Origin of the sequence: Pseudomonas sp. S06B 330, assembly GCF_002845275.2 — a bacterium.
Taxonomy (GTDB): Bacteria; Pseudomonadota; Gammaproteobacteria; order Pseudomonadales; family Pseudomonadaceae; genus Aquipseudomonas.
Genome location: NZ_CP088149.1, coordinates 3,341,085 through 3,367,591, shown reverse-complemented (window position 1 = coordinate 3,367,591; position 26,507 = coordinate 3,341,085). Strand labels below are relative to the sequence as shown.

19 protein-coding genes are annotated in these 26,507 nt (G+C 60.6%); 13 read left to right on the top strand and 6 right to left on the bottom strand.

Going from position 1 to position 26,507, the window contains the following annotated elements; genetic code table 11:
* Positions 1–2: 2 nt before the first annotated feature.
* From CX511_RS14925 to CX511_RS14885, 9 genes are all read left to right on the top strand, one after another.
* Positions 3–776: a substrate-binding periplasmic protein gene (locus CX511_RS14925; RefSeq protein ID WP_045182915.1), complete on the top strand. Its 774-nt coding sequence runs from the start codon at positions 3–5 to the stop codon at positions 774–776.
* On the top strand, positions 773–3,028 hold the full coding sequence (locus CX511_RS14920) for an ATP-binding protein (protein ID WP_101293470.1): 2,256 nt from the start codon (positions 773–775) through the stop codon (positions 3,026–3,028). The genes CX511_RS14925 and CX511_RS14920 overlap by 4 nt, the downstream gene beginning before the upstream one ends.
* A gap of 204 nt (positions 3,029–3,232) precedes the next feature.
* Entirely contained in the window at positions 3,233–4,636 is a 1,404-nt protein-coding gene (locus tag CX511_RS14915; RefSeq protein WP_045182912.1) for an amino acid permease, read from the top strand.
* A 754-nt stretch (positions 4,637–5,390) separates the two neighbouring features.
* Complete coding sequence (locus CX511_RS14910) at positions 5,391–6,182, top strand: enoyl-CoA hydratase/isomerase family protein (protein WP_101293469.1); 792 nt, start codon at positions 5,391–5,393, stop codon at positions 6,180–6,182.
* A gap of 31 nt (positions 6,183–6,213) precedes the next feature.
* Positions 6,214–7,374 (top strand): acyl-CoA dehydrogenase family protein, encoded by a 1,161-nt coding sequence (locus tag CX511_RS14905; protein ID WP_101293468.1) that lies wholly within the window; start codon positions 6,214–6,216, stop codon positions 7,372–7,374.
* An 18-nt stretch (positions 7,375–7,392) separates the two neighbouring features.
* Positions 7,393–9,492, top strand: a complete 2,100-nt coding sequence (locus CX511_RS14900) for an acetate--CoA ligase family protein (protein WP_101293467.1) — start codon at positions 7,393–7,395, stop codon at positions 9,490–9,492.
* Positions 9,493–9,502: 10 nt separating this feature from the next.
* The gene (locus tag CX511_RS14895; RefSeq protein ID WP_101293466.1) at positions 9,503–11,110 is read left to right on the top strand and encodes a 5-guanidino-2-oxopentanoate decarboxylase; all 1,608 of its coding nucleotides are present in this window, start codon (positions 9,503–9,505) and stop codon (positions 11,108–11,110) included.
* Positions 11,111–11,137: 27 nt separating this feature from the next.
* A complete protein-coding gene (locus CX511_RS14890) occupies positions 11,138–12,328 on the top strand; it encodes a pyridoxal phosphate-dependent aminotransferase (RefSeq protein WP_101293465.1) in 1,191 nt (396 codons plus the stop codon).
* Positions 12,321–13,736 carry an aldehyde dehydrogenase family protein gene (locus CX511_RS14885; protein WP_101293464.1) on the top strand — a complete coding sequence of 472 codons (1,416 nt, stop codon included), beginning with the start codon at positions 12,321–12,323 and terminating at the stop codon, positions 13,734–13,736. Before CX511_RS14890 ends, CX511_RS14885 begins: the two co-directional genes overlap by 8 nt.
* 4 nt (positions 13,737–13,740) lie before the next feature.
* On the opposite strand, the gene CX511_RS14880 is transcribed toward CX511_RS14885, so the two are convergent.
* The 6 genes from CX511_RS14880 to CX511_RS14855 form a co-directional block, all read right to left on the bottom strand.
* Positions 13,741–15,978, bottom strand: a complete 2,238-nt coding sequence (locus CX511_RS14880) for a lipase family protein (protein WP_101293463.1) — start codon at positions 15,976–15,978, stop codon at positions 13,741–13,743.
* Positions 15,975–16,775, bottom strand: a complete 801-nt coding sequence (locus CX511_RS14875) for a hypothetical protein (RefSeq protein ID WP_220639152.1) — start codon at positions 16,773–16,775, stop codon at positions 15,975–15,977. Before CX511_RS14875 ends, CX511_RS14880 begins: the two co-directional genes overlap by 4 nt.
* A gap of 31 nt (positions 16,776–16,806) precedes the next feature.
* Positions 16,807–17,607: a hypothetical protein gene (locus CX511_RS14870; RefSeq protein ID WP_220639151.1), complete on the bottom strand. Its 801-nt coding sequence runs from the start codon at positions 17,605–17,607 to the stop codon at positions 16,807–16,809.
* Positions 17,604–18,452, bottom strand: a complete 849-nt coding sequence (locus tag CX511_RS14865) for a DUF4123 domain-containing protein (protein ID WP_101291772.1) — start codon at positions 18,450–18,452, stop codon at positions 17,604–17,606. Before CX511_RS14865 ends, CX511_RS14870 begins: the two co-directional genes overlap by 4 nt.
* Entirely contained in the window at positions 18,449–20,488 is a 2,040-nt protein-coding gene (locus tag CX511_RS14860; RefSeq protein ID WP_220639150.1) for a type VI secretion system Vgr family protein, read from the bottom strand. Before CX511_RS14860 ends, CX511_RS14865 begins: the two co-directional genes overlap by 4 nt.
* Before the next feature lie 303 nt (positions 20,489–20,791).
* A complete protein-coding gene (locus CX511_RS14855; RefSeq protein WP_045185939.1) occupies positions 20,792–21,232 on the bottom strand; it encodes an RrF2 family transcriptional regulator in 441 nt (146 codons plus the stop codon).
* 173 nt (positions 21,233–21,405) lie between these two features.
* Between CX511_RS14855 and CX511_RS14850 the strand changes: the two genes are divergently transcribed.
* From CX511_RS14850 to CX511_RS14835, 4 genes are read left to right on the top strand one after another with little or no spacing between them, the layout of a single operon-like run.
* A complete protein-coding gene (locus CX511_RS14850) occupies positions 21,406–23,007 on the top strand; it encodes an ABC transporter substrate-binding protein (RefSeq protein ID WP_045185941.1) in 1,602 nt (533 codons plus the stop codon).
* Between the two features lie 51 nt (positions 23,008–23,058).
* Positions 23,059–24,018, top strand: coding sequence for an ABC transporter permease (locus tag CX511_RS14845; RefSeq protein WP_101292262.1), 960 nt, complete (start codon positions 23,059–23,061; stop codon positions 24,016–24,018).
* Between the two features lie 3 nt (positions 24,019–24,021).
* Complete coding sequence (locus CX511_RS14840) at positions 24,022–24,849, top strand: ABC transporter permease (protein WP_101292263.1); 828 nt, start codon at positions 24,022–24,024, stop codon at positions 24,847–24,849.
* Between the two features lie 2 nt (positions 24,850–24,851).
* A complete protein-coding gene (locus CX511_RS14835) occupies positions 24,852–26,498 on the top strand; it encodes an ABC transporter ATP-binding protein (RefSeq protein WP_101292264.1) in 1,647 nt (548 codons plus the stop codon).
* The last annotated feature ends 9 nt before the right edge of the window (positions 26,499–26,507 follow it).

Below are 26,507 nucleotides of genomic sequence, written 5' to 3'. Positions count from 1 at the left end.
TCATGTGGCGGCGGGTATGCCTGGCGGTGCTGGCGCTCAGTGCCCAGGTGCAGGCCAGCGAGCGCATTCGCTATTGCGATTACCCGGTGTACCCGCCGATTTCCTGGAGCGATGGCCGCCAGGTGCGTGGCCTGGCGCCGACCGTGGTCAAGCAGCTGTTTGGGCGGCTGGGCTATGAGGTGGAGATCGTCGTGCTGGGCAACTGGAAGCGCTGCCTGCTGGACGCTGCCGAAGGGCGGGTGGATGTGGTCTTGGCCTACAACAGCGATCAGCGTGACCAGGGCATGCGGTTTTCCACAGTGCCGGTGTTGCGCGAAGAAGTGGCCGTGTTTTTCAACCGTCAGCGACCGGTAAACTTTACCCGCCTTGAAGACCTGGCCAACTACCGCGGTGGGCTGTTGTTCGGTGAAAGCTACGGACCGCAATTCGACCAGTTTGTGGCCAAACACCAGAATATCGAGTGGGTGTCTTCCAGCGCGCAAAACTTCGGCAAGCTGATTCGCGGGCGCATCGACTTTGTCATCCAGGAGCGCCGCACGGGCCAGCTGTTCATTGAGCACTTGCCTGGGGCTGAGGATATCCAGGTGCTGCCGACCGCGCTCAGCGTGGATTACCTACGGGTCGCGGTGTCGCGGCATTCCGAGTTGAGCCAGCGTATGGATCAGATCAACCAGCAATTGCAACGCATGACTGACACCGGTGAGATCGAGCGCTGGCTGGAGCAGAGCGAAGTGACCTATCGCGACATGATCAACCTGCCGGCAGACGCCCGATGAGCCGCCTGCAACCCGGTGGTTTGCTGCGGCGTCTGCTGCTGTTCATCCTGTTGTTCAGCCTGTGCTTTACCGTGCTCGCCAGCACGGTGCAACTGTACTTCGAGTACCGACGTGAAATGCGTGATATCGACGCGCGCATGGCGTTGATCCGTGTCGGTTACCTGGCCAGCCTCGAGCGCAGCCTGTGGGACCTCAACCAGGAGCAGCTGAGCGTGCAGCTGCGTGGCCTGGTGGACTTTTCCGATGTTGCCCGGGTGCGTCTGAGCAGCGCTGACTTCAACTTGCTGCAAGGCGAGGGCAATCCGCCAGGGCCTTTGCGCATCGAGCGCTTTGCCCTGGATTACCAGCCACCATCGGGACCTTTGCGTCATCTTGGTGAGCTTGAGGTGAGCATCGACCTGGGCGCGGTGCACCGTCGCCTGTTTGCCACCGGGCTGACCAGCCTGTTGTGGATGAGCGTATTTCTTTGCGGCCTGGCGGTGGCCCTGTCCGGGTTGTTTTACCGCCTGGTGACCCGTCACTTGCAGGTCATGGCCGAGTTCGCCCGGCGCATTGCTGGCGGTGATTGGCAGGAGCCCTTGCACCTGGACAAGCGCCGCTCGGCCCGTGCGGACGAAATCGACACCGTCGCCCATGCCTTGGATGACATGCGCCGGGCGATTCTGACTGACATCGAGCGGCGTGAGGTGGATCGCCTGGCCTTGCAGGACAAGCGCGACGAGCTGCAGAAAATGGTCGAACGGCGCACCGCCAGCCTGATGCGCGCCAAGGACGACGCCGAGGCGGCCAACCTGGCCAAGTCGCGCTTTCTCGCCACCATGAGCCATGAATTGCGTACCCCGCTCAATGGCATTCTCGGCATGGCTGAATTGTTGCGCAGTGCCGGTCTTGGCGTGCAAGACAGTAAACGCCTGCAAGCACTGGCCAAAGCTGGGGAGGGGCTGCTGAGCATCCTCAATGAAGTGCTGTACTTCGCCCGCCTGGAAGAGGGTGAAAGCCGCCCCGAGGTGGTCGACTTTTCCCTGCGCCAGCTGTGCGATGAAGTCATGACCCTGCTTGAACCGAAGGCCGCGAACAACGGCACCCGTTTGAGCTGTGCCATCGATCAGCAGTTAGCTGAGCCGCTGCAGGGCGCTGAACAGTACCTGCGCCAGGTACTGAGCAACCTGCTGGCCAATGCGATCAAGTTCACTGAAAACGGCCAGGTCAGCCTTCAGGTTCAGGTATTGGCCGAGCAAGGTGGCGCGCAACAGGTACGGATCAGCGTCAGCGATAACGGCATCGGCATCGCGCCAGCCGTGCAGGCGAGGATCTTCGATCGTTTCACCCAGGCCAGCGAAGCGGTGGCCCGGCGTTATGGCGGGACCGGGCTGGGGCTGGCGATCTGCAAACACCTGGTCGAGCAATTGGGTGGTCGCATTGGCCTGGACAGTGTCGAGGGGCAGGGCAGTTGCTTCTGGTTCGAACTTGCCGTGAAACCCGGGGACATGCCGCAGGTGACCATCCCGGCAGTGCAACCGGTGACCGGCCTGGACATCCTCGTGGTCGAGGATGTGGCGCTCAACCGCGACGTGGTGCACGGCCTGCTAAAGCGTGATGGCCATCAGGTGTGGTTCGCCGAGGAAGCAGGGCAGGCCATGACCTTGTGCCAGCAACGGCGTTTCGACCTGATCCTGCTCGATGTGCATCTGCCCGGCATCAGTGGTGTCGAGCTGTGCCGGCAACTACGTACTAGCCCCGGAGCGAACCGCCACAGCCGGATCCTGGCCTTGACTGCCAGCGTCCAGCCGGCGCTGGTGCAGGGCTATCTGCAGGCGGGCATGCAAGGGGTCCTGGCCAAGCCGCTGAAGCTGGACAGCCTGCGTCAGGCATTGGCCGAGGGGGCACCGGTGGTCGACGCGGCGAGCGAAAACACGGGCATGGACTGGTCGTTGCTGCAGACCCACCGTACGTTGCTCGGCGAACAGAAGGTCCAAGGCTTGCTCGGCGTGTTGGCGCAGGCCATTGATCAGCATCAAGAGGCGCTCAGCGAGGCGCTCAAGGCCCGCGACTGCACGGAAATTGCTCATCTGGCCCATCGCTTGGCCGGTAGCGGTGACTCGTTGGGTTTTCGTGGCTTGGCGCGGGTGCTGCGCCAGTTGGAAGACGCTGCGCTGGCCGATGATCAACCGACGTTAATGGCCTTGGTCGCGCCCTTGAGCGAACAGTTTCTGCAGGCGCGGCGAACCCTGAAACAGGTGCTCCAGCGCTGACGTACAAAAAACTTACGACTTTTTACATCTTCGATCTTTACGTACAACAGCACCTTACATCGTTTTCCAATAATCGATGGCAACCGCACTGCACGCGGTCTTCGAAGCTTATTGGAGATAATAATAATGAACTGCCGTAAAGCTGATCCGTCCCCGCGCTACCGTCATTCCCTTTCGCACTTCAGCCATTGTTGAGGTGCCGACATGACCGAATCAACCGAACGTAAAGGTATCCACCTGACCCGGGCCCTGAAGAGCCGGCACATTTTCATGCTGTCGCTCGGTGGTGTGATTGGCACCGGGCTGTTCATGGGCTCGGGGGTGACCATCAACCAGGGCGGGCCGGTGGGCGCGATACTGGCGTATCTGGTGGCGGGCTTTTTGATGTACCTGGTGATGGTCTGCCTCGGTGAGCTGTCGGTGCAGATGCCGGTGTCCGGCTCGTTCCAGGCTCATGCGACCAAGTACATCGGCCCGGCCACCGGTTTTATGATCGGCTGGGTGTACTGGATGAGCTGGGCGACGACCGTGGGGTTGGAGTTCACGGCTGCCGGCATGTTGATGGTGCGCTGGTTCCCCGAGGTGCCGATCTGGTACTGGTCGGCGCTGTTCGTGGTGGTACTGTTCGGTCTCAACGCCCTGGCCACCCGTGCCTTTGGTGAAGCCGAATACTGGTTCTCGGGGATCAAGGTCGCGGCGATCCTTGGCTTCATCATCGTTGGCGTGCTGGTGATCTTCGGCGCCATCCCGCTGACCAGCGGAGCGCCGGCACCGATGATGAGCAACCTGATCGGGGATTCGCTGTTCCCCAACGGCCTGTCGGCGGTGTTCGCGGTGATGATGACCGTGGTCTACGCCTTCCAGGGCTGCGAGATCATGGGCGTGGCGGCGGGTGAAACTGACCAGCCGGAAAAGAGCATCCCGCGCGCCGTGCGCAACGTGGTGTTCCGCGTGCTGATCTTCTATGTGCTGGCGATCGTGGTGCTCTCGGCGATTGTCCCTTGGCAGCAGGCTGGCCTGATGGAAAGCCCGTTTGTGCAGGTGTTCGACATGGTCGGCATTCCCTATGCCGCGGACTTGATGAACTTCGTGATCCTTACGGCGATTCTCTCGGTGGGCAACTCCGGGTTGTATGCCTCGACGCGCATCCTCTGGGCCATGTCCAAGACCGGTATGGCGCCCAAGAGCCTGTCGCCGTTGAGCAAGCGCGGCGTGCCGCTGCGGGCGCTGAGCATCACCTTGTGCTTTGCCTTGGTGTCGCTGATGACCAGCTTTGTTGCTGCCGACACGCTGTTCATGGTGTTGATGGCGGTGAGCGGGATGTCCGGGACCGTGACCTGGATCGTGATTGCCTTGGCGCAGTACCGTTTCCGCAAGGCGTTCCTGCGTGAAGGAGGCAAGCTTACCGATCTCAAGTACCGCGCGCCGTTGTACCCGCTGGTGCCGCTGCTCTGTATCACCCTGTGCAGTTCGCTGTTTGTGTTCCTGGCGCTGGATGAGACGCAGCGCCCGTCGTTGTACTGGGGGTTTGGTTTTATCGCAGTGTGTTATGCGGCGTACTTCTTCATCAATCGCAAGCGGCAGGTGGTGTTGGCGCCGTCGGTGTGAAGCCCAATCGCCGGCCTTGCCGGCGATCGAGCGCGAAGCGGTCGTAATCCACCGAACAACGCGACAGACACCTGTCGCGTTTTTTTCGCAGTCTGATTCTTCTTCTATTACGGTGGTACGGGCATCTGAGGTACAGCAAGGCATGCACCAGCGCATCGTCAGCACTGACGCCAGCACGTACGCTGAACAAGCCCGAGATGAGGCGCACGAGTTTGTGGACATATCCATTTGCCAATGCGGCGCTGAATCACCTTTCCGCCCTTACGGCGGCTTACTTTGGCAGTCGCCCCAAAGTAAGCAAAGGGCTTGCCCCACCAGGGGCCCTACGCTGCGCTTCGGGTTCCCTCCTTCCAGTGCCGCTACGGGGCATTGCGAGCTACGAGTTGCAAGCAACTCTACGCTTCGCATCTTCGGCTTACGCCGAAGGCGCTGCGCGCTAGCTCCTCCACGACACCTCCACTCGGCCCTACTGGTTAACGGGGCAGGTGAATCAAGATCAAAAGCAGATCAAGATCAACAGCACAATTCGCTTTGCTCTTGCTTTCGGCGGTAGGACCGCCAGTTGTGCGAAGTTGTAACAGTAGTCAGATCATTTCATTGTTGAGCGAATTTAATTTCAATAAAAACAAATAGATATATGTGTAACTTAATCTGTTACATCACTTATTTCTTCGATTGTTTCCTTGTTGAACACTCGTTTAGTATGGCCTCAAGTCTACACCCCTCACGCCAACCAGAATAATTCGAGGCCCCTATGACTACTTCCCCGTCACTGCTGAGCAAAGTCGAAGCCGGCGTTGCCTGGATCACGCTCAATCGTCCTGAGCAGCGCAACGCGCTGGACATCCCCAGTCTGAAGAAACTCCATGCGTTGCTCGATGACTGCAACGCTGACTCCGCGGTACGCGTGGTGGTGCTGACCGGCAGTGGCCGCAGTTTCTGCGCCGGGGCAGACCTGGCCGAATGGGCTGAGGCCGAGGCACGGGGTGCGCTGGAAAGCTATGGCTGGACCGAGACCGCGCACGCTTTGATGCAACGTCTGCACAGTCTCGACAAACCGACCATCGCCGCCATCAACGGTACCGCCGTCGGCGCCGGGATGGACTTGACCTTGTGCTGCGACCTGCGGGTAGCCGGCGCGTCAGCCCGTTTCAAGGCGGGCTACACCAGCATGGCCTACAGCCCGGATGCCGGCGCCAGTTGGCATCTGCCGCGGTTGATCGGCAGCGAACAGGCCAAGCGTCTGCTGTTTCTCGATGAGCTCTGGGGCGCCGAACGTGCACTGGCCGCCGGGCTGGTGGGCGAGGTGTGCGCCGATGACCAGCTGTTGGCCGTTACCGCAGAACTGGCCGGACGCCTGGCCAATGGCCCGACCTTCGCTTTCGCCCAAACCAAACGCCTGATACGTGACGGTGCGCAACGCACCCTGGGCGAACAGCTGCAGGCCGAACTTGCTGCTGGCCTGCTGTGTGGGCGCAGCGAGGATGGCACCGAGGCATTACGCGCTGCGGTTGAAAAACGCGCTGCAAAATTCGTTGGTAAATAACTACTTACACGACCTTCTTCAGGAACATTCGATGAATTTCCAACTGACCCAAGAACAAGAAATGTTGGTGGAAGCGGTACGCAGTTTTGTCGCCAAGGAGCTGCTGCCCCACGAGGAGGCCGTCGACCGCGCTGACGAGGTGTCGCCGGAACTGGCAGCGCAGATTCGTGGCAAGGCCATCGCTGCGGGCTTCTATGCCTTCAACATGCCCGAGGAGGTCGGCGGTGGCGGTCTAGATTACGTGTCTCAGGCGCTGATCGAGCGCGAGCTGTCCAAGGTGTCCTGGGCGGTGCATGTGTTTGTCGCGCGCCCCTCGAAGATCCTTATGGCGTGCAAGGATGAGCAGATCAACGACTACCTGCTGCCGTGCATCCAGGGTGAGAAGGTCGACTGCTTTGCCTTGACCGAACCTGGCGCCGGTTCCGACGCCAATGCCATCAAGACCCGCGCCGTGCGTGAGGGCGACCATTTTGTCCTCAATGGCAGCAAGCATTTCATCAGCCATGCCGGGCATGCCGATTTCGCCATTGTCTTCGCGGTGACCGACACCTATGAACACAATGGCAAGAAGCGCAATGCGGTCACCGCCTTCCTGGTTGACCGTGGCACCCCTGGCATGACTATTCGCCGCGGCCCCAAGTGCGTGAGCAACCGTGGTTATCACACCTACGAGATGTTCTTCGATGACTGCCGGGTCCCGGCCAGCAAGGTGCTGGGCGAAGTCGGCAAGGGCTGGGAAGTGGCCAATGCCTGGCTTACCGCCGGCCGGGTGATGGTGGCTGCCAACTGCGTTGGCCAGGCTCAGCGGGCATTGGACGTCTCCCTGCAATGGGCGGCGGACCGCAAACAGTTCGGCCAGCCGATCGGCACCTATCAAGGGGTGTCTTTCAAGCTGGCCGACATGGTCACGCAGATCCGCGCCGCAGAACTGTTGACCCTGCACACGGCCTGGAAGATGGACCAGGGCAGCATGACCGATGGCGAGGCCGGTATGGCCAAGCTGTTTGCCAGTGAAGTGCTGGGCAAAGTCGCCGACGAAGCCGTGCAGATTTTCGGTGGCATGGGCCTGATGGATGAAAGCCCGGTCGAGCGAATCTGGCGCAACGCGCGGATCGAACGGGTCTGGGAGGGCACCTCGGAGATTCAGCGGCACATCATTTCCCGTGAACTGCTGCGCCCCCTGTTGCGTTGATCGGCCCGGAGAATGCTTATGTCGCAATCGATTCGTGACAACCTGAAACGCTTGCTGGCGCCACGTCACCTGGCCTTCGTCGGCGGGCGCAGCATGGCGCGGGCGTTCAAACGCTGTGCCGAAGGCGGATATCAAGGCCAGATGTGGTTGGTCAATCCGCAGCACGACAGCATCGATGGTATTCCTTGTGTGCGCAGTGTCGCCGAGCTGCCCTGCGGCCCGGACGCGGTGTTTATCGCCACTAACCGTGAACTGACGCTGACCTGCGTCGCTGAATTGGCCGCTATCGATGCCGGCGGGGCGATTTGCTATGCCTCGGGTTTTGCCGAAGCTGGCGTCGAAGGCCTGGCGTTGCAACAGCAACTGCTCAACGCCGCCGGCAACATGGCCTTGCTCGGTCCCAACTGCTATGGCCTGCTCGACTATCTGCACAACAGCGCCCTGTGGCCGGTGGCGCACGGCGGCAAGGCGGTAGAGAAGGGCGTGGCGATCCTGACCCAGAGCGGCAACTTCGCCTACAACCTGTCGATGAGCGACCGTTCGTTGCCGGTGGCTTATATGGCCTCGGTCGGCAACCAGGCACAGCTGGGCATCGCCGAGCTGATGGATGTACTGCTGGACGAACCACGGGTGACCGCCATCGGCCTGCACCTGGAGGGGCTGAAAAACGTTCCGGGCTTTGCCCGTGCCGCGCACAAGGCGCTGGAGAAGGGCATTCCGATCATCGCCCTGAAAACTGGGGTGTCGCAGATCGGCGCTGAGCTGGCCCTGAGTCACACCAGCTCGCTGTCCGGCTCCGATGCACTCTACGACAGCCTGTTCCAGCGTCTGGGGGTGATCCGCGTCAGCGGCCCGGTGAGTTTTGCCGAAACCCTCAAGGCTGCCGCCTGCGGCAACTTGCCCAAAGGCCGTAGCCTGATCGCCCTGGCCTGTTCCGGGGGCGACGCCGGGCTGATCGCCGACTACGCCGAACGCAATGACCTGAGCCTGCCCAAGCTCGATGCCGGTCAGGTCGATGAGCTGGCCCAGGTACTGCCGGTGTACGCCAACCTGGTCAACCCGCTGGACTTCACCACGGCAATCTGGGGCGACGGCGCCGCCCTTGAACGTATGCTCGACAGCGCTCTGCGCAGCGAAGCCGACGCGGCGATGCTGGTGCTCGACTATCCGGCCGAGTTTACCGGCGAGCGCAAGGAGTGCGACCTGCTGCTGGAGCTGTACAGCGCCGCGCTCAAACGCCACGGCAAAATCGGCTTTGTCACGTCGGCCTTCCCTGAACTGCTCCCGGCCAGTGCCCGCGAGCGCTTGCATGGCCATGGCATTGCGGCGTTGCAAGGGGTTGAGGACGGACTGGCGGCCTGGGGGCGAATCGCAGCTTATCAAAGCAACCGTCAGGCCTTGCTCGACCTGGGCGAGTCGGCGCTGGTGCCGCTGTGCCCGCAAGCGCTTGAAGGCGACAGCGAACTGCTCAACGAGTGGGACTCCAAACAGGCATTGAAGACCTTCGGCTTGCCCGTTCCCGCAGGCGTACTGAGTACAGCCGATCAGGCCGTCAAGGCCGCGCAGACCGTGGGCTATCCCTTGGTGCTCAAGGCCGTCAGCGCGCAGTTGCCGCACAAGACTGAAGCCGGGGCGGTGGCGTTGAACCTGCGTGACGCGCAAGCGCTGGACGGCGCACTGCAACAAATGCGCGTACGGATTGGCGCCTATGCACCGCTAGTACCGTTTGACCAGGTGCTGCTCGAGCCCATGGCCAGTGCGCCGCTTGCCGAGCTGATTGTCGGCATCAAGCGCGAAAACGACTTCGCTCTGGCCCTGGTGATCGGTGCGGGCGGCATCCTCGTCGAGCTGCTCAAGGACAGCAAGACCTTGCTGTTGCCAACCACAGACGGCGCCATTCGCGCTGCGCTCCTCGGTTTGCGCAGTGCCAGCCTGCTCCAGGGCTTCCGTGGCCGTGAGCACGCCGACCTGGATGCACTGGTCGCGGCAATCCGCGCCGTAGCCGACTACGCCTGCGAGAACGCCGGGCAGTTGCTGGAACTGGATGTGAACCCATTAATGGTCGGTGCCCAGGGCACCACCGCGGTCGATGCGTTGATTCGCCTCGGCCGGGCGTAAGGAGAACAACATGCACAACAGTTCATTGACCGGCGGCCAGGCTTTAGTCCGCCTGTTGGCCAACTACGGCGTCGACACGGTGTTTGGTATTCCCGGGGTGCATACCCTGGAGCTGTACCGCGGCCTGCCCGGCAGCGGCATTCGTCACGTCCTCACCCGCCACGAGCAGGGCGCAGGCTTTATGGCCGACGGTTATGCCCGGGTCAGCGGCAAGCCCGGTGTGTGTTTTGTCATCACCGGGCCGGGTGTCACCAACGCCGCTACCGCCATTGGCCAGGCGTACGCCGATTCGATCCCGATGCTGGTGATTTCCAGCGTCAACCACACCGCCAGCCTGGGCAAAGGGTGGGGCTGCTTGCACGAGACCCAGGATCAGCGTGCCATGACCGCACCGATCACGGCGTTTTCCGCCGTGGCCTTGAGCACTGAGGACTTGCCGGAGCTGATTGCTCGCGCCTATGCGGTGTTTGACAGTGAACGGCCACGCCCGGTGCATATTTCGGTGCCATTGGATGTGCTGGCGGCGCCGGTCAAGCGTGACTGGAGCACTGAAGTGGTCCGCCGCCCAAGCCGTGGCTTGCCGGCGAGTAGCCTGCTGGAAGAGGCAGCGGCCAAGCTGGCAGGGGCTAAACGACCAATGATCATCGCCGGTGGCGGCGCGTTGCAGGCTGCCGATGCGCTGCAGCAACTGAGTACCCGCTTGGCGGCGCCACTGTTTACCAGCGTTGCCGGTAAAGGTCTGCTGGCCCCGGGGGCAGCGCTCAATGCCGGAGCAAGCCTGTGCGTCGAGCCTGGCTGGAAGCTGATCGCCGAAGCCGATGTGATCCTGGGCGTGGGCACCGAGATGGCCGACACCGATTTCTGGCGTGAACGCCTGGAACTCAATGGCGAGCTGCTGCGGGTGGATATCGATCCTCGCAAGTTCAACGATTTTTATCCCTGTGCGCTAGCCTTGCAGGGCGATGCACGGCTGACCATCGGCGCCTTGCTGGAGCACTTGCCGGACATCAAGCGCGACCCCGAGGCGGCCATTGCTTCGGTCAGTGCCTTGCGTCTGGCGGTCAAGGCCGGGCATGGCCCGCTGCAGACGATCCACCAGGCGATTCTAGACCGGGTGGCGGCCGAGCTGCCAGACAACGCCTTTATCAGCACCGATATGACCCAACTGGCCTACACCGGCAACTACGCCTTCGCCAGCCGCGCACCGCGCAGTTGGCTGCACCCGACCGGCTACGGCACCCTGGGTTACGGCCTGCCCGCGGGTATCGGCGGTATGTTCGCCACTGAGGATCGTCCGGGGCTGGTGCTGGTCGGCGACGGCGGCTTCCTTTACACCGCTCAGGAACTGGCCACGGCTGTCGAAGAGCTGGATCGTCCCTTGGTCGTGCTGTTGTGGAACAACGATGCGCTGGGGCAGATCCGTGACGACATGCTCAACCTGGATATCGAGCCCATCGGCGTGTTGCCGCGCAACCCCGACTTCGCCGGGCTGGGCCGGGCATTCGGCTGCACAGTCGCGCAACCAGGCAGCCTCGATGAACTGCAGCAGGAACTGCGTGCCGGCTTTGCCCGTAATAGCGTGACCCTGATCGAGCTCAAGCATGCCTGCGCTCGCTAATGCCCATTCCTATTCAGGAAGATTGCCATGCGTTTTTCCGATCTGACTCAACGTATTGCCGGTGACGGCGCCGCCGCCTGGGATATCCATTACCGCGCCCTCGAATTGCAGGCGAAAGGTCAGGACATTCTCCTGTTGTCGGTCGGCGACCCGGATTTCGACACCCCGGCGCCCATCGTCCAGGCCGCCATCGACAGCCTGCAGAACGGCCACACTCACTATTCGGACGTACGCGGCAAACTGGCGTTACGCCAAGCCATTGCCCGGCGTCACCAACAGCGCAGCGGCCAGCCGGTCAGTGCCGATCAGGTGACGGTGCTGGCGGGTGCCCAGTGCGCGTTGTTCTGCGTCGCCCAGTGCCTGCTCAACCCCGGCGACGAGGTGATTGTCGCTGAGCCGATGTATGTCACCTACGAAGCCGTGTTCGGCGCCTGTGGCGCGACCGTGGTACCGGTGCCGGTGCGCTCCGAGAACGGCTTTCGCGTGTGCCCCGAAGAGGTTGCCGCGCGCATTACCCCACGCACCCGGGCGCTGGCCCTGAACAGCCCGCACAACCCCTCCGGTGCAAGCCTGCCACGCTCGACCTGGGAAGCGCTGGCCGAACTGTGTATCGGCCATGACCTGTGGTTGATTTCCGATGAGGTTTACAGCGAACTGTTGTACGAAGGTGAGCACATCAGCCCCGGCAGCCTACCGGGCATGGCTGAGCGTACGGCGACCCTGAACAGCCTGTCCAAGTCCCATGCCATGACCGGTTGGCGGGTAGGTTGGGTGGTGGGCTCGGCAGCGCTGGCCACACACCTGGAAAATCTGGCGCTGTGCATGCTTTACGGCTCGCCAGACTTTATCCAGGACGCCGCCGTGGTAGCGCTGGAGCAACAGTTGCCAGCGCTGGATGCGATGCGCGAAGCCTACCGCCAGCGCCGCGATCTGGTTTGCCAGTGCCTGGCCGATAGCCCGGGACTGAAGGCGCTCAAGCCAGACGGAGGCATGTTCGTGATGGTCGATATCCGCGCAACCGGCCTCAGTGCTCAGGATTTCTCCAACCGCTTGCTCGACCGTCATGGCGTGTCGGTGCTGGCCGGTGAAGCCTTCGGTCCGAGTGCAGCGGGGCATATCCGCCTGGGCCTGGTACTGGGTGAAGCTCCTTTGCGTGATGCCTGCCAACGCATTGCTCGCTGCGCGGCTGAACTGATGGAGGCCAAGGCCCATGCGTGAATATTCCCGATTGTTTATCGACGGCACCTGGCAGGTGCCGTGCGGGCAGGGCATGGCTGAGGTGATCGACCCTGCCAGCGAGACGGTCACCGGTCGCGTGCCACTGGGTAACGAAGAGGACGTCAACCGTGCCGTAGCGGCAGCGCGCCGGGCATTTTCCGACTGGTCGCGCACGCCGTCGAGCGTACGTGCAGGTTACATCCAGGCCCTGGTCGCGCAACTGAAGGTTCGTGCCGAGGAAATGGCCAGTGTTATCACCGCCGAACTAGGTATGCCGGTGCAGTGGTGTCGTAGCGTTCAGGTGGATGGGCCGATTGCCGGCCTTGAGCAATACGTTGAACTGACCGGCGTGATGGATGAAGTACGTGAGGTCGGTAATTCGCTGGTGTACCGCGAAGCCGTCGGTGTCTGCGCGTTCATCAACCCATGGAATTACCCGTTGCACCAGTTGATCGGCAAACTGGCCCCTGCCTTGGCAGCCGGCTGCACCGTGGTGGTCAAGCCAAGCCAGGAAACCCCGTTACACGCGTTCCTGCTGGCCGAGATGATCGAAGCCATCGGCTTGCCTGGCGGAGTGTTCAACCTGGTCAGCGGGCCCGGCTCGAAAGTGGGTGAGGCGCTGGCCCGGCATCCGCAAGTCGACATGGTGTCGTTCACCGGTTCAACCGGCGCCGGTGTACGCGTAGCTCAGGCTGCTGCGCCGACGGTGAAACGCGTGTGCCTGGAACTGGGCGGCAAGTCGCCGTTGCTGATTGGCGCTGATGCCGACCTCGACGCCGCCGTGCGTTATGGCGTGCAGGACGTCATGATCAACTCAGGGCAGACCTGCACCGCCTTGACCCGCATGTTGCTGCCTGCCAGCCGCTATGCCGAGGCGCTGGAGATCGCAGTGGATGAGACCCGCAAGCTGGTCATGGGCGATCCGCAAGACCCGCAGAGCTTCCTCGGGCCGATGTGTTCGGCGGCGCAGCGGCGCACGGTGCAGGATTACATCCGCATCGCCCAAGAGGAGGGCGCGCGTTTGCTCTGTGGCGGTGACAGTGCGCCGGGCTTTGAACGGGGCTTCTATGTACAGCCAACCCTGTTCGCCGATGTCGATAACCGCATGCGTATTGCCCAGGAGGAAATCTTCGGCCCGGTGCTGTGCCTGATCCCTTATGCCGATGAGGCCCAGGCGATTGCCCTGGCCAACGACTCTCCCTTTGGCTTGTCCAGCGCCGTCTGGGCCGCTGATCGCGACCGCGCCTTGCAGCTGGGGCGGCAACTGCGCGCCGGGCAGTGCTTCGTCAATGGCGCTGCCTTCAACTATCAGGCGCCATTCGGCGGTTACAAGCAGTCGGGTAATGGCCGAGAGTGGGGGGAGGAGGGCTTGGCCGAGTTTGTCGAGGTCAAGGCTGTCCAGCTTTGATAGCCTAGGAGTATGAATCAATATCGAACATCGACCCCGTACCCGGTTCGCGGCCTTCCAGGATAGCGGCAATGGCCTCGTCATCGCTAAACACCGGCGGCGGGGCCATTGCCAGTTGTTCTTTTACGGTGTTTTCGGCGTGGGCTTTCCAACGCGCAAGACTGTCTGTCAGCCATTCAGATTGGCTTGCAGCCTGGCCATAGACATCGTTCTCGCTGGCTGCTTTGCCATGCAACGCTACTAGGCGCTCACGCGTTATTTGCATCTTGCCGATTTCAGCCCTGAGTGCAGCGTACTCTTTCTCATGGGCGCGTAAGTAAGCATCGGGGCGGGATTGGCGAGAGATTTTTTCCAGCTGCTGCTTCATGCTCTGGAGGGCGCTATCAATCCAAACGAACTCACGTGTGGTCACCAGCTTGCTACCCAACTCCAATGACTCCTGCCAGCGACGAAGCGTGGCCCAACTATTGGGGACGTAGCCCCCGACCATCAAGTGGTTGAGTATGTAAAGGAACGGTTCAAACGCGCGATGCGTAGGTAATCCATTCTTTTTCTGAAGTATTTCATTACAGGCTTTATTGGTAATGCTCCCGCAGCCAGGCTCCCAAAGTATCTGGGACTGATGACCGTCCTCGAACCTCACCGGCATAAAGTGATGCAGCGTGCCGTGGTGTGCATAGGGGGCGCCGCTGAGGTTGGCGACCCCGGCATAAAATACCGAAATACCCAAGGGCGCATTAACAAAGCTGACAGCCAGGCCCGTGCCAAACACCCCGGGTTTTGTGTCCATGCCGGTTCCCGGCACACTGGGGATCGGGTCGTTGTGGTTGACCATGCGATGATGGGGCAGTGCTGCGGCTCCATCCACAAAGGTCTGGTCAGCGGCTCGTGGAGAGCCATAGGTATAGAGTAATAGGTCGTAAGTGAAGCCTTCCCGGCGCCGTAGCATTTCAGCCAATAACAAAGCAATGGCGCCGCCCAGGCTGTGACCGGTGATAATGATTTTTTGTCCGCTGTAGAATTTATCAAGGTAGGTTGTCACGAAGTCATAGACGACTTTTGCCGCACTATAAAATCCGTGGTGAGCTTGGCCAATGCCCTCTTCAAAAGGCACCTGTTGTGCATCGATGTCCGTTAGCAGATCCCACGGTTTTTCATTCGTACCACGCACCGCAATCAATATCACTTCATCATTGTGTGTGATGAAGGCTTGGCTGTCGGTATTGTTTTTCCGTTTGCGGTCATCGAGAAAGTGAATGGCGGCCGGATTTTCCTGTTGGTCCCCTAACTCGGGGTCATTTACCTCCGGGTAAAGCTGCGGGTCAAACGGCACGATTTCCAAGCGTTTGGAATAGGGCACGTCTTCATAGAGGGGGTAGTAGGGCTTCTCTGCTTTCTGGTCAGTGTCCACCTGCCAGATTTCGTCGGCTTTGGCCAACGCGTCACCGAACCAATTGCCACTGCTAGGCTGCAACGGAAAGGTCACGGTGTTACCCCGCACAGGTTGTTCGTCGGGTTTCTGACCAAACGGGGTGTAACTCAAGGTCGCCATCAATGCGAACTGGTACAGGTTGAGCACACAGAACTCGTTGCTGGTCGAGAGCATCGGGCGCAACGCCCGCAACGGGCGTACTTCCAGTACATGGTGCTTGTTCGGCAGCAGCGGAAGGCCAAAGCGTTTGGCCAATTCAGGCTTGTAACCTGCCTTGCCTTTAACGGGTAGCGGTCGGAACAGCTTAAATACATGGAAGTTGGGAGGGAAATGGCGTGCGGCCAGCGGTGGCAAATGGGCCCCATATTCCACCAGTTCACGCACTTCCACCTGATAAAAAGCGCCTGCATCCGCCTTGTCCTGTGCAGGATTGGATTGCGTACGCAGGCCGGACTTATTGAAGAAGCGGGTTTTCTCGGCGCGGACTTGCAGTTCAGTAATGGGTAGCGGGTAGTTTTTCCGGCCTATCAATTCGTTATATTCGTCTTCACGACCTTGGTATGCCTGATTCAGTCGAAGCTCTATAGGGCCGCAATAGTGGTTTTCCACTTTGCCAGAGCCTGTAGTATCCAGCGTGCCGGTGTAGATAATGTCTTCGTGATCGATGACTTGATAAGTCAGTCCGGCATATGGCAGCCCTTCGCCGAACTCATCCACCAACTGAAAACTGGTCGCGTGTTCGCGCAATGGGCAAGCGAGCATTTTGCCATCCATGGATGGCCTATCACGTTGGGGCAGTGCAAGACTCATGGGGTCACCTCCTTGTTTTCGGTACAACCGGGGTAAATGGTGCAGGTGTCGCGACCATCTGGCATACGGAAGGTGCTGAAGTCTTTATGGTTGCCGTAGCAGAAAGCGTGCTGGTCTTCAAAACCTTTGCCCATACAGCGTTTCCAACCCCCAGGCACCTTGACCCAGGTATCCCTCATGTAAGGTTCTTCCTCGGCAGCTTGTTTGATCTTCAAGCGCACGGTCTTACCGGGTAGCTGATCCAAGGTGTACGCAGCAAACGGATGCCCTCGGGTGAAATTCCCTTGGGCATCGGTGTCTTTGCAGTCGAGGATTTTTACAATGCGACGCAAGCCGCCTGATGTGCGAAACAGCCATTGGCACTGGCCGTAAAATTCGCTTTCACCCTTCGCGTTGAAGGTGTCTTTGTCGCGTTCATCCAGCTGGGCGCGCACGGCTACTTTTCCGAAGTCACTGCCAAAGTCGCCTCGGTGTGTTCCATATTTCGCGTAGATATTGAGTTGAATGCTATACAGCACCAATGGACAGCCGCTCACCGTCCTGTGCAGTTCGATTTCCGAGTCAGGCTTGTATTCAGTTCGCCATTCCTCAACATTGAAACCGATCTGCGTATTTCTTCCGCCAGGCACTGTGCAAGTCTCGCCCTTGGCGGGTACATAGTTGGCCCTTGCGGCATAAGCGAAATTCGGCGGTAAGTCGGCGGTAAAGATAAAAGTGTTGGATTTCCCCATGGCGGAGCAGCCAGCGATGAGCGCCAGACAACTGCCAGCGATCAGGTATTGAATAAGGTGTTTCATACGGGGCATTTCCTTGGCAGTACCATTAGCTTCATGGGGTCACCTCCTTGTCTTCAGTACAACCGGGGTAAATGGTGCAGGTGTCGCGACCATCTGGCATACGGAAGGTGCTGAAGTCTTTGTGGTTGCCCCTGCAAAACGCATATTGATCTTCAAAGTTTTCGCCCATGCAGCGCTTCCACCCATCCGGAACTTTTACCCAGGTATCTCCAACAGCCGGTCTTTCCTCTGAGGCTTGCTTGATCCTCAGACGCACGGTCTTACCGGGTAGCTGATCCAAGGTGTACGCAGCAAACGGATGCCCTCGGGTGAAATTCCCTTGGGCATCGGTGTCTTTGCAGTCGAGGATCTTGGCGATATAACGCTTGGGGCCAATAGTGCGAAACAGCCATTGGCACTGGCCGTAAAATTCGCTTTCACCCTTCGCGTTGAAGGTGTCTTTGTCGCGTTCATCCAGCTGGGCGCGCACGGCTACTTTTCCGAAGTCACTGCCAAAGTCGCCTCGGTGTGTTCCATATTTCGCGTAGATATTGAGTTGAATGCTATACAGCACCAATGGACAGCCGCTCACCGTCCTGTGCAGTTCGATTTCCGAGTCAGGCTTGTATTCAGTTCGCCATTCCTCAACATTGAAACCGATCTGCGTATTTCTTCCGCCAGGCACTGTGCAAGTCTCGCCCTTGGCGGGTACATAGTTGGCCCTTGCGGCATAAGCGAAATTCGGCGGTAAGTCGGCGGTAAAGATAAAAGTGTTGGATTTCCCCATGGCGGAGCAGCCAGCGATGAGCGCCAGACTACTGCCAGCGATCAGGCATCGGATGAGCCGTTTCATAGGGGCGCATCCCCCTGCCAGTACAGTGCTTCCTGGTACAAGCGATCAAAGTGCATCGACGGCGTTTCAGCAGGCTTGGGCAGCCAGGCCTTGGGTAGCGCGTAACTCGACGCTTGTAAGCTTTGCGTCAGTAAAAAACGGATCTGTTCGGGCTCCCGCCATTGCCAGGTGCGAGCAAGCTCGAGTTGTTGTCGCAGCCAGGTGTCCAGATCGTACTGTTCGACCAGCGTGATCAAACGCTCCGAGTGTTCACGCACCAGGTAGCGTCGGGTGTTTTCGAACTGCTGGCCCGTGAAGGTGGCCTCTGGGATAGGGGTTTTCGACCACGTCGGATCGGGCGGCAGCGGGTACATGCCAGGGGCGGGGTTGTTGGCGCTCTGCCATTGGTCGGCGTGCCAGTAGCACACGCTGGATAACGGCCCGAGAAAGTCCGGACGCTGCTCGGGTAGCAGGAAGGCCAGCGCACGACCTAATACCCGGTTATCGTGGATACGATAGAGCGCCTGGTTTGGTCGCTCTCCCGATATCAACCGATCTTGCCAATGTCTGGTCAGCGTTTCGAGGTCACCGGTTTCAGCGCTGCCCAGCCAGCCCCAATTGCGCCCGGGGGTATGCAGGAGTGTCTGGAGGGCTGGGTGCTCTGTCGATTCAAGCTGAATAAGGTAGGGCGCCATATCCGCCAAGGAGGCCGCCAGTGTGCCAACGTACAGATTGCGGTACTGGTCGCTGTCCAGCACTGCGATCAGTGCATTGCGCTCTTCGAGTTGGCCATCAGCGTCCAGCACCAGGTAGATCCGTCGTCCGTGTTCGGCTTGCGCATGCAGCCATTGTTCCAGAGGATTCATGCGTGCTCTCCGCTGCTGCACAAGCCATTGCGACATGCTTCGCAGAGCGGGCAATAGTCTGCCGCCTGTTGTTGGGCGCTAGCCACGATCGGCAGTGGAGTGGCAATGCTCGGCAGTGGTGCGCTGAGCGGCGCAAGCGACGTTGGTGTCGCCTGTAGCGCAGCTGCGCCCAGCATGGGGGCTCCACCAAGCTGAATCTCAGTGCTGCTGAAAATGCCACCGGGGCCAATGACAATGTGCTGACCACCGCCTTTCAAGGTGATACTGGCCCCAGCATCGAGAATTAAATTGGCGCCTGCTTTGAGATGGACTTGCTGACCGGCTTCAACCACCAGCGCTTGCCCGATCCGGGCATGGCTGCTGCTGGCAATCTGCAGGTAGTCATTGGCCTTGAGTTCGACCTTTCGGTCCGCGGTGACAGTGCGCTGGTCTTCAGCCTCCAACACCGCGATGCTGTTGCCCTTGATGGTTTCTCGACGTTCGTTACCGACTTCCAGGCGACTGTCGTGTTCGATCTTGTGCTCCAGGTCACGCTGAGCCCGCAGGTAGATCAACTCCTGGCCTTTGCGGTCTTCAATCGACAGTTCGTTGTAGCCACCGTTGTCCGGTGTGCTGCGGCTACGCAGTACGGTTTTGGTCTTGTGGGCTGGCAGCGGATAGGGCTGCGGTGTGAGCGTGTTGGCCACGCAACCGGTAATCAACGGCTGGTCAGGATCGCCCTCGAGAAAGGTCACGACCACTTCCATGCCGATGCGCGGAATGCTCACCGCACCAAAGCCGGCCCCCGCCCAGCTGGACGACACGCGTATCCAGCAACTGCTCTTGTCACTGCTCAGCTCGGCGCGGTCCCAATGGAACTCGACTTTGACCCGGCCAAACTCATCGCAGTAGATTTCCTCGCCCGCGGGCCCAGTAACCCGGGCTGTCTGGCTGACCAGCACCGCCTTGCGGGTAACCAGCGGCGGGCGGTAGAACACCTCCCAAGGGATGGCGCTGAAGCAGTTGCGATAGCCCTGGGTAAAGCCGTCTGCAGGCGAGGTGCCGCTGCCGGCGGACTCCTCAAGCACCTGCGGCTGTTTGCCTTCATGCTTGACACTGAGCACTAGCCACAAGTCGTTGTACGCCTGACGCGGGTGCTCGGTCAGCTTGAAAAAGTGGCCGCTGCGCAGAAACGGCTGGTCGCTTTGACCTTCGGCCAATTGGTAGTCACTGCGATGGCGTTCCAGGGCCCGGCGGGCAAGCTGCCTGCCGCGTTTTTCGGTTTCGAGCCGCTGTGGGTAGCGATAGTCTTCGAGGGCCGGTGTGAACTCGGCGGTGAACTGACTTTGCAGCAGCAGGCTGGGGCGATTGAGGTCGTAGTCACGCCGGGTCACCGTGCTGGTGCGGGTACTCAAGCGCCGGGAAAACTGGCTGACCACGGGCTGCTCCGCAACCAGTCCGGCGTCTTGCTGGTAGGGGACAGGGTTCAGGGTGGGGAAAAAGGTCTGGTCGTCGGTGAACACCAGGTGATGGCCGTCCGGGCTGTGTTGATGGTGCCAGGCAATGCCTTCTTCGCTGCACAGTCTCTGAATCAGCGCGAAGTCGCTTTCGAAATATTGAGTGCAGTATTCGCGCGCTGGGCTGGCGCTGACATGAAAGGTAAAGGCATCAGCCTGGATGCCATGTTCCTTGAGCACCTGGGCAACGATCTGTGGCACGGTCAGTTGCTGGAAAATTCGCTGGTTGTGGCTGAACTGCAAGTAGTGCAGCGCCGGCACCAGGGTCAGCTGGTAACGGGTCAGGCGCTGACCGGCGTCAGCGACCCGCACATTTTCGATCCTCCCATGCAGGCCTTCGCCATTCAGGCCAAAGCGCAAAAACGCCGGTTGGCTGAGGAGGCTTTCAAGATCAAGGTTGGGGTACTCGCTGACCAGTTCAATCTGGATTGCGTACAAGCGGCTGAGGGCTTCCGTGCCTTCAAACGCCAGGACCTGGAAATCATTGCGAACCGTGGGAATCGATAGCGCAAACTGCGCCGCATTGGCCGACGTGAACATGAGCTAGTCCTTAAGCAGTGAGCGGTGGTTCAGCGCTGTGCCCACAGGGGGAAACGCTACACCGCTAAGCACGTTAATAAGGACGGTAAAAAATTGATGTCAGACGCTTCCTAAAGTTTTCCGGAATTGTCAGTTTTTTGTTGGCAACTCATGAAACCATCAGTCTCGCGATCACCTCCTTCCTAGGCTCTGTATGAAAAGTTTTGAGACGAAGATCAGGCAAGGCGAAAACAGCCGAAGAAGCGGAGTTTACGGGTTGTAAATGAGCATTCCGAGGCTGTTTTCAACGCAGCATCTGCCGGTTTAAGCCTGCTCAGCCTTTTCGACCGGCTTATCAAACGCCACGAACAACTGGTCAGCGGTAATCGCGCCCAAATCCAGACGCATGTTGGCTTCAAGCATGGCGAACAGTTGTGTGAACACCTCGAACACCTTGCAGTGATCCTCCATGCCCGAGAACGGGTTATCGATCTTCTCGGCGATCAATGAGCTTTCCTGCACGGCGTCATACACCTCGCGCAAGGTGATCTCACTGGCCGGCCGGGCCAGGGTCAGACCGCCATGGGCGCCACGCCAGGATTTGAGGATGTTGGCCTTGACCATCAGTGAGACCAGGCTGCGCACGCGGGTAGGGTGGGTCTTGACCCATTTGGCGATGGTCTCGGTGCGCAGCTTTTGCGGTGCGTTGGCGGCCACGAACGACAGAATGTACGAGGCGGTGATCAGGCGGGTCGACTGGCTCATGGTCTGCAGAATCCTTTGAAAAAAACTCCCACAGGTTAGCCCATCAGGGGCTTGGCAGCGGTGTGGGATTGAGTCTAATGTATTTGTCACGATGACAATTACAAATATTTGCAGCATCGATGCGTGCGAGGTCGGCTGAATCCTTTTCTCTGCGGTTCAACAGGGGCAATGCCATGAGCGATAACAACAACAAAATTACTCAAGCGATGCACGACAGCGGCTTGCCGCGTCGCGATTTTCTCAAATACAGCGCCGCTGCAGCAGCGGTGGCCGGGGCCTTCTCCCTGGGTTTGCCGATGCGTGGTTGGGCTGAGGAAGCCACGCCCAAAGCCGGCGGCGTGCTGCGTATGGGCCTGGCCGGTGGCAGTACCACCGATTCGCGCGACCCGGGCACCTGGAGCGATACCTTCACCTTTGTCGGCTTCTCTGCGGTGTACAACACCCTCAGCGAGATCGCCGTGGATGGCAGCGCCATTCCGGAGCTGGCCGAGCGCTGGGAACTGAGCCCGGATGCGCGGATCTGGACCTTCACCCTGCGCAAGGGCGTGACGTTCCATAACGGCAAGACCCTGGATGCCAGCGATGTAGTGGCTTCAATCCAGCATCACCTGGGCGACAAATCCACGTCGGCAGCCAAGACCGTGCTCGGTGATGTGGCGCAGGTGCGCGCCGAGGGCAACGATACGGTGGTGTTCGAGCTGCATTCGGGCAACGTCGATTTCGCCTATGTTGTCGCCGACTATCATCTGGCGATCATGCCGGCCAAGGACGGCGCAGCCGACTGGCAGTCTGGCGTGGGTACCGGCGGCTATCGCCTCAAGGGCTTCGAACCGGGCGTGCGCATGGACCTGGAACGCAGCCCGGACTACTGGAAAGCGGGACGGGCGCATTTTGCCAGCGCTGAGTTGCTGGCCATCTCCGACGGCGCGGCGCGGGTCAACGCCCTGGTCACCGGTCAGGTTGATGTGATCAACAAGGTCGACCTGAAAACCGTGGCCTTGCTCAAGCGCAACCCGAACCTGGTGATCGAAGAAACCAAAGGCGCCCAGCACTACACCTTTCCGATGCTGACCGACAGCACGCAGTTCCAGGACAACAACATCCGCCTGGCCCTCAAGCACGCGATCAACCGTGAAACCTTGCTCGCTACGGTGCTCTACGGCTATGGCCAACTCGGCAATGATCACCCGATCCAGCCCGGCAGCCGCTTTATCAACACTGCGCTGGAGCAGCGCAGCTACGACCCGGACAAGGCGCGCTTTTACCTGCGTCAGGCCGGGCTCGATTCGCTCAAGGTGCGCTTGCAAGCCTCCGATGCCGCTTACACCGGAGCAGTGGATGCGTCGGTGCTGTTCAAGGAGCAGGCGCGTCAGGCGGGTATCGATATCGACGTGGTGCGCGAGCCGGCCGACGGTTTCTTCAGCAATGTGTGGATGAAGCAACCGTTCACCACCTCATTCTTCTACAGCAGCCTGACTGCTGACCGGATGTTCAGCATTGGCTACGCCAAGGGCGCGGCCTGGAATGAGACACACTGGGACAACCCACGCTTCAACCAGTTGCTCAACGCTGCCCGTGGCGAGATGAACGCGCCGCTGCGCCAGGAGATGTACAACGAAATGCAGGCCCTGTGCCGCGACGATGGCGGGGCGATTGTGCCGCTGTTCGCCAGTTCCGTGGCGGCCCGCTCCAAGCGTGTCGCCCATGGCGCAGTGACCGCGCCTTACGGCGAGCTGGACGGTTTGCGCCTGATCGAACGCTGGTGGCAGGCATAACCACCCCAGCGCATTAGCACCTTTCGTTGTGTCTGTTCGAGGAACTGTCCGGTGAATAGTCTTTGCAAACTGCTTGCACAGCGCCTGGCCCTGGGCCTGTTGTCGCTGTTCGCGGTGTCGGTGATCATCTTCCTGGCCGTGGGCATGCTGCCCGGTGACGTGGCCGAGGCCATGCTCGGCCAAGCCGCCACGCCACAAACGGTGGCGGCACTGCGTGCCCAACTGGGCCTGGATGTGCCGGCGCTGACCCGCTTCGGCCACTGGGCCTGGCAATTGCTGCACGGTGACCTGGGCTTGTCGCTGGCCAACCAGCGGCCAATTGCTGAGCTGATTGCCGCTCGACTGGGCAATACCTTCACCCTGGCGTTGCTGGCAGCGCTGGTCTCCGTACCGGTGGCGCTGGTCCTCGGCATGCTTGCGGCGCTGTACCGCAACAGCTGGTTCGACCGGCTGCTCAATACCAGTGCGCTGAGTGCCGTGTCGTTCCCGGAGTTCTTTGTCGCCTACATCCTGATTCTGGTGTTCGCGGTGAAGCTCAACTGGCTGCCAAGTATTTCCAACCTGGCGCCGGGGGCAGGTATGGGCGAGGTACTGGAGCGCTCGCTGTTGCCGGTGCTGACCCTGAGTCTGGTGGTCATCGCGCAGATGATGCGCATGACCCGCGCGGCGCTGATCAACCTGCTCGCCAGCCCGTATATCGAGATGGCCCGGCTCAAGGGCATCAGCCCGGCGCGCATCATCATTCATCATGCCTTGCCCAACGCCCTGGCACCGATCATCAACGTGGTGGCGTTGAACCTGGCCTACCTGGTGGTCGGCGTGGTGGTGGTCGAGGTGGTGTTCGTCTATCCGGGGCTCGGGCAGTTGCTGGTTGACTCGGTGGCCAAACGCGATATCCCGGTGGTGCAGGCCTGCAGCCTGATCTTTGCGGCCACCTACATCCTGCTCAATACCACGGCTGATGTGCTGTCGATTGCCAGCAATCCACGCCTGATGCATCCGAAGGGGTAATCCATGAGCCTGATCAAATTAGTGTGGCGGGCGCCGCTGAGCGCCCAGTTCGGCCTGCTGGTGATTGTCCTGTATGTGCTGGTGGCGCTGTTTGCCCCGGTGCTGGCGCCGTTTGGCGAAACCGAGGTGGTTGGCGAAGGCTTTGCCCCTTGGGGTGGGCAGTTCCTGCTGGGTACCGACAACCTCGGCCGCGACATGTTCAGCCGCCTGGTCTATGGCGCCCGCAACACCCTGGGCATTGCCTTCCTGACCACACTGCTGGCGTTTGCCGTCGGTGGCTTCTGCGGGCTGGTGGCGGCCATCAAGGGGGGCTGGATCGACCAGGGCCTGTCGCGTGTGGTGGACATCCTCATGGCCATCCCGCAACTGATCTTTGCCTTGCTGATCCTCAGCGTGGTCGGCACCAACGCCACCTCGCTGGTGCTGGTGATTGCCCTGCTCGATGCGACCCGGGTGTTTCGTCTGTCACGGGCGGTGGCGATGAACGTGGTGGTCCAGGACTTTGTCGAGGCGGCTCGGTTGCGTGGGGAAGGGCTGTGGTGGCTGGTCAGCCGCGAAGTGCTGCCCAATGCCGCAGCCCCCTTGATCGCCGAGTTTGGCCTGCGATTCTGCTTCGTTTTTCTGTTCATCAGTGCGCTGTCGTTCCTCGGCCTGGGCATTCAGCCGCCTACCGCCGACTGGGGCAGCATGGTTCGCGACAACGCCGTGCTGATCACCTTCGGTGATATCAGCCCGCTGTTGCCCGCCTTGGCGGTGGCGCTGATCACCGTCAGCGTCAACTTTGTCGTGGACTGGGTACTGCATAAATCCAGCGGCCTGAAGGAGTGCTGAGGATGACTGGCGTGATCGATGAAAAACCACTGCTGGAAATCCGTGACCTGCGTATCGAAGGGCACTACGAAGACGCCTGGCATCCGTTGATCAAGGGTATCGACCTGACCTTGCAGCGCGGTGAGGTACTGGGGCTGATTGGTGAGTCGGGGGCAGGCAAGTCGACCCTGGGGCTGGCCTCGATGGGCTATGTACGCGATGGTTGCCGGATTACCGGTGGGTCAGTGCGCTTCGAGGGGCAGGAGCTGGTTGGCGCTGCTGTCGACACCTTACGCAAACTGCGTGGCCTGCGTATCGCCTATGTCGCGCAAAGTGCCGCCGCCTCGTTCAACCCCGCACACCGCCTGATTGACCAGCACGTCGAAACGGCAGTAAAAAACGGCGGAATCGACCGCGCCCAGGCCGAAGCGGAAGCGGTCGCCCTGTACCGCGTGCTGCAGTTGCCCAATCCCGAGCAGATTGGCCAGCGCTATCCGCACCAGGTTTCCGGTGGCCAGTTGCAACGGGTGATGACGGCAATGGCGATGGCCTGCCATCCTGACCTGATCATCTTCGATGAACCGACCACCGCGCTGGACGTCACCACCCAGATCGAAGTGCTGGCGGCGATTCGCAACGCGGTCAAGACCTACGGCAGCGCGGCGTTGTACATCAGCCATGATCTGGCGGTGGTGGCGCAGATGGCCGACCGCATCATGGTCTTGCGTCACGGCAAGTTGGTGGAGGAGGCCGACACCCGCAGCATGCTCGACGCGCCCCAGCAGGACTACACCAAGTCGCTGTGGGCGGTGCGCAGTTTCCGCACCGAGCCCAAACCGTGCCCGGCGCAGAAACAACCGTTGCTGGAGGTGCGCCAGGCCTGTGCCAGTTACGGCCAACAGCCGGTGCTGCATGACGTTTCGCTAAAGCTCCATCGTGGTCAGACCTTGGCGGTGATCGGCGAGTCCGGCAGTGGCAAGAGCTCCACGGCGCGATTGATTACCGGCCTGCTGCCACCGACGGCGGGGCAGGTGCTGTATGACGGCAATGCCTTGCCGGCTGATTTTCGCCGGCGCAGCAAGGAGCAGTTGCGCCGGATCCAGATGATCTACCAGATCCCCGACACGGCGCTGAACCCACGCCAGCGCATCGTCGACATCATCGGACGACCGCTGACCTTCTACCTCGGCCTCAAGGGCCAGGCCCTGCGCAAGCGGGTCGCCGAGTTGCTGGAGATGATCGAGCTGGACCCGGCGCAGTACATGGAGCGCCAACCTCGCGAACTCTCTGGCGGGCAAAAGCAGCGGATCTGCATCGCCCGCGCTCTGGCGGCCGAACCGCAGTTGATCATCTGTGACGAAGTCACCTCGGCGCTGGACCAACTGGTGGCCGAAGGGGTGCTGAAACTGCTCAACCGCATCCAGCAGCAACTGGACGTGGCCTACCTGTTTATCACCCACGACGTCGCTACCGTGCGTGCCATCGCCGACGAAGTACTGGTGATGCAACGTGGTCGGGTGGTCGATCACGGCAGTCGCGACGCCATTTTCACCCCGCCGTACCGGGACTACACCGGTTTGCTGTTCTCATCCGAGCCCGAGATGGACCCCGACTGGCTCGATCGGCTGCTGGCCTCACGCGCCGCGCCTTCTACCTTGCAACCTGTTTAAAGGAACGCT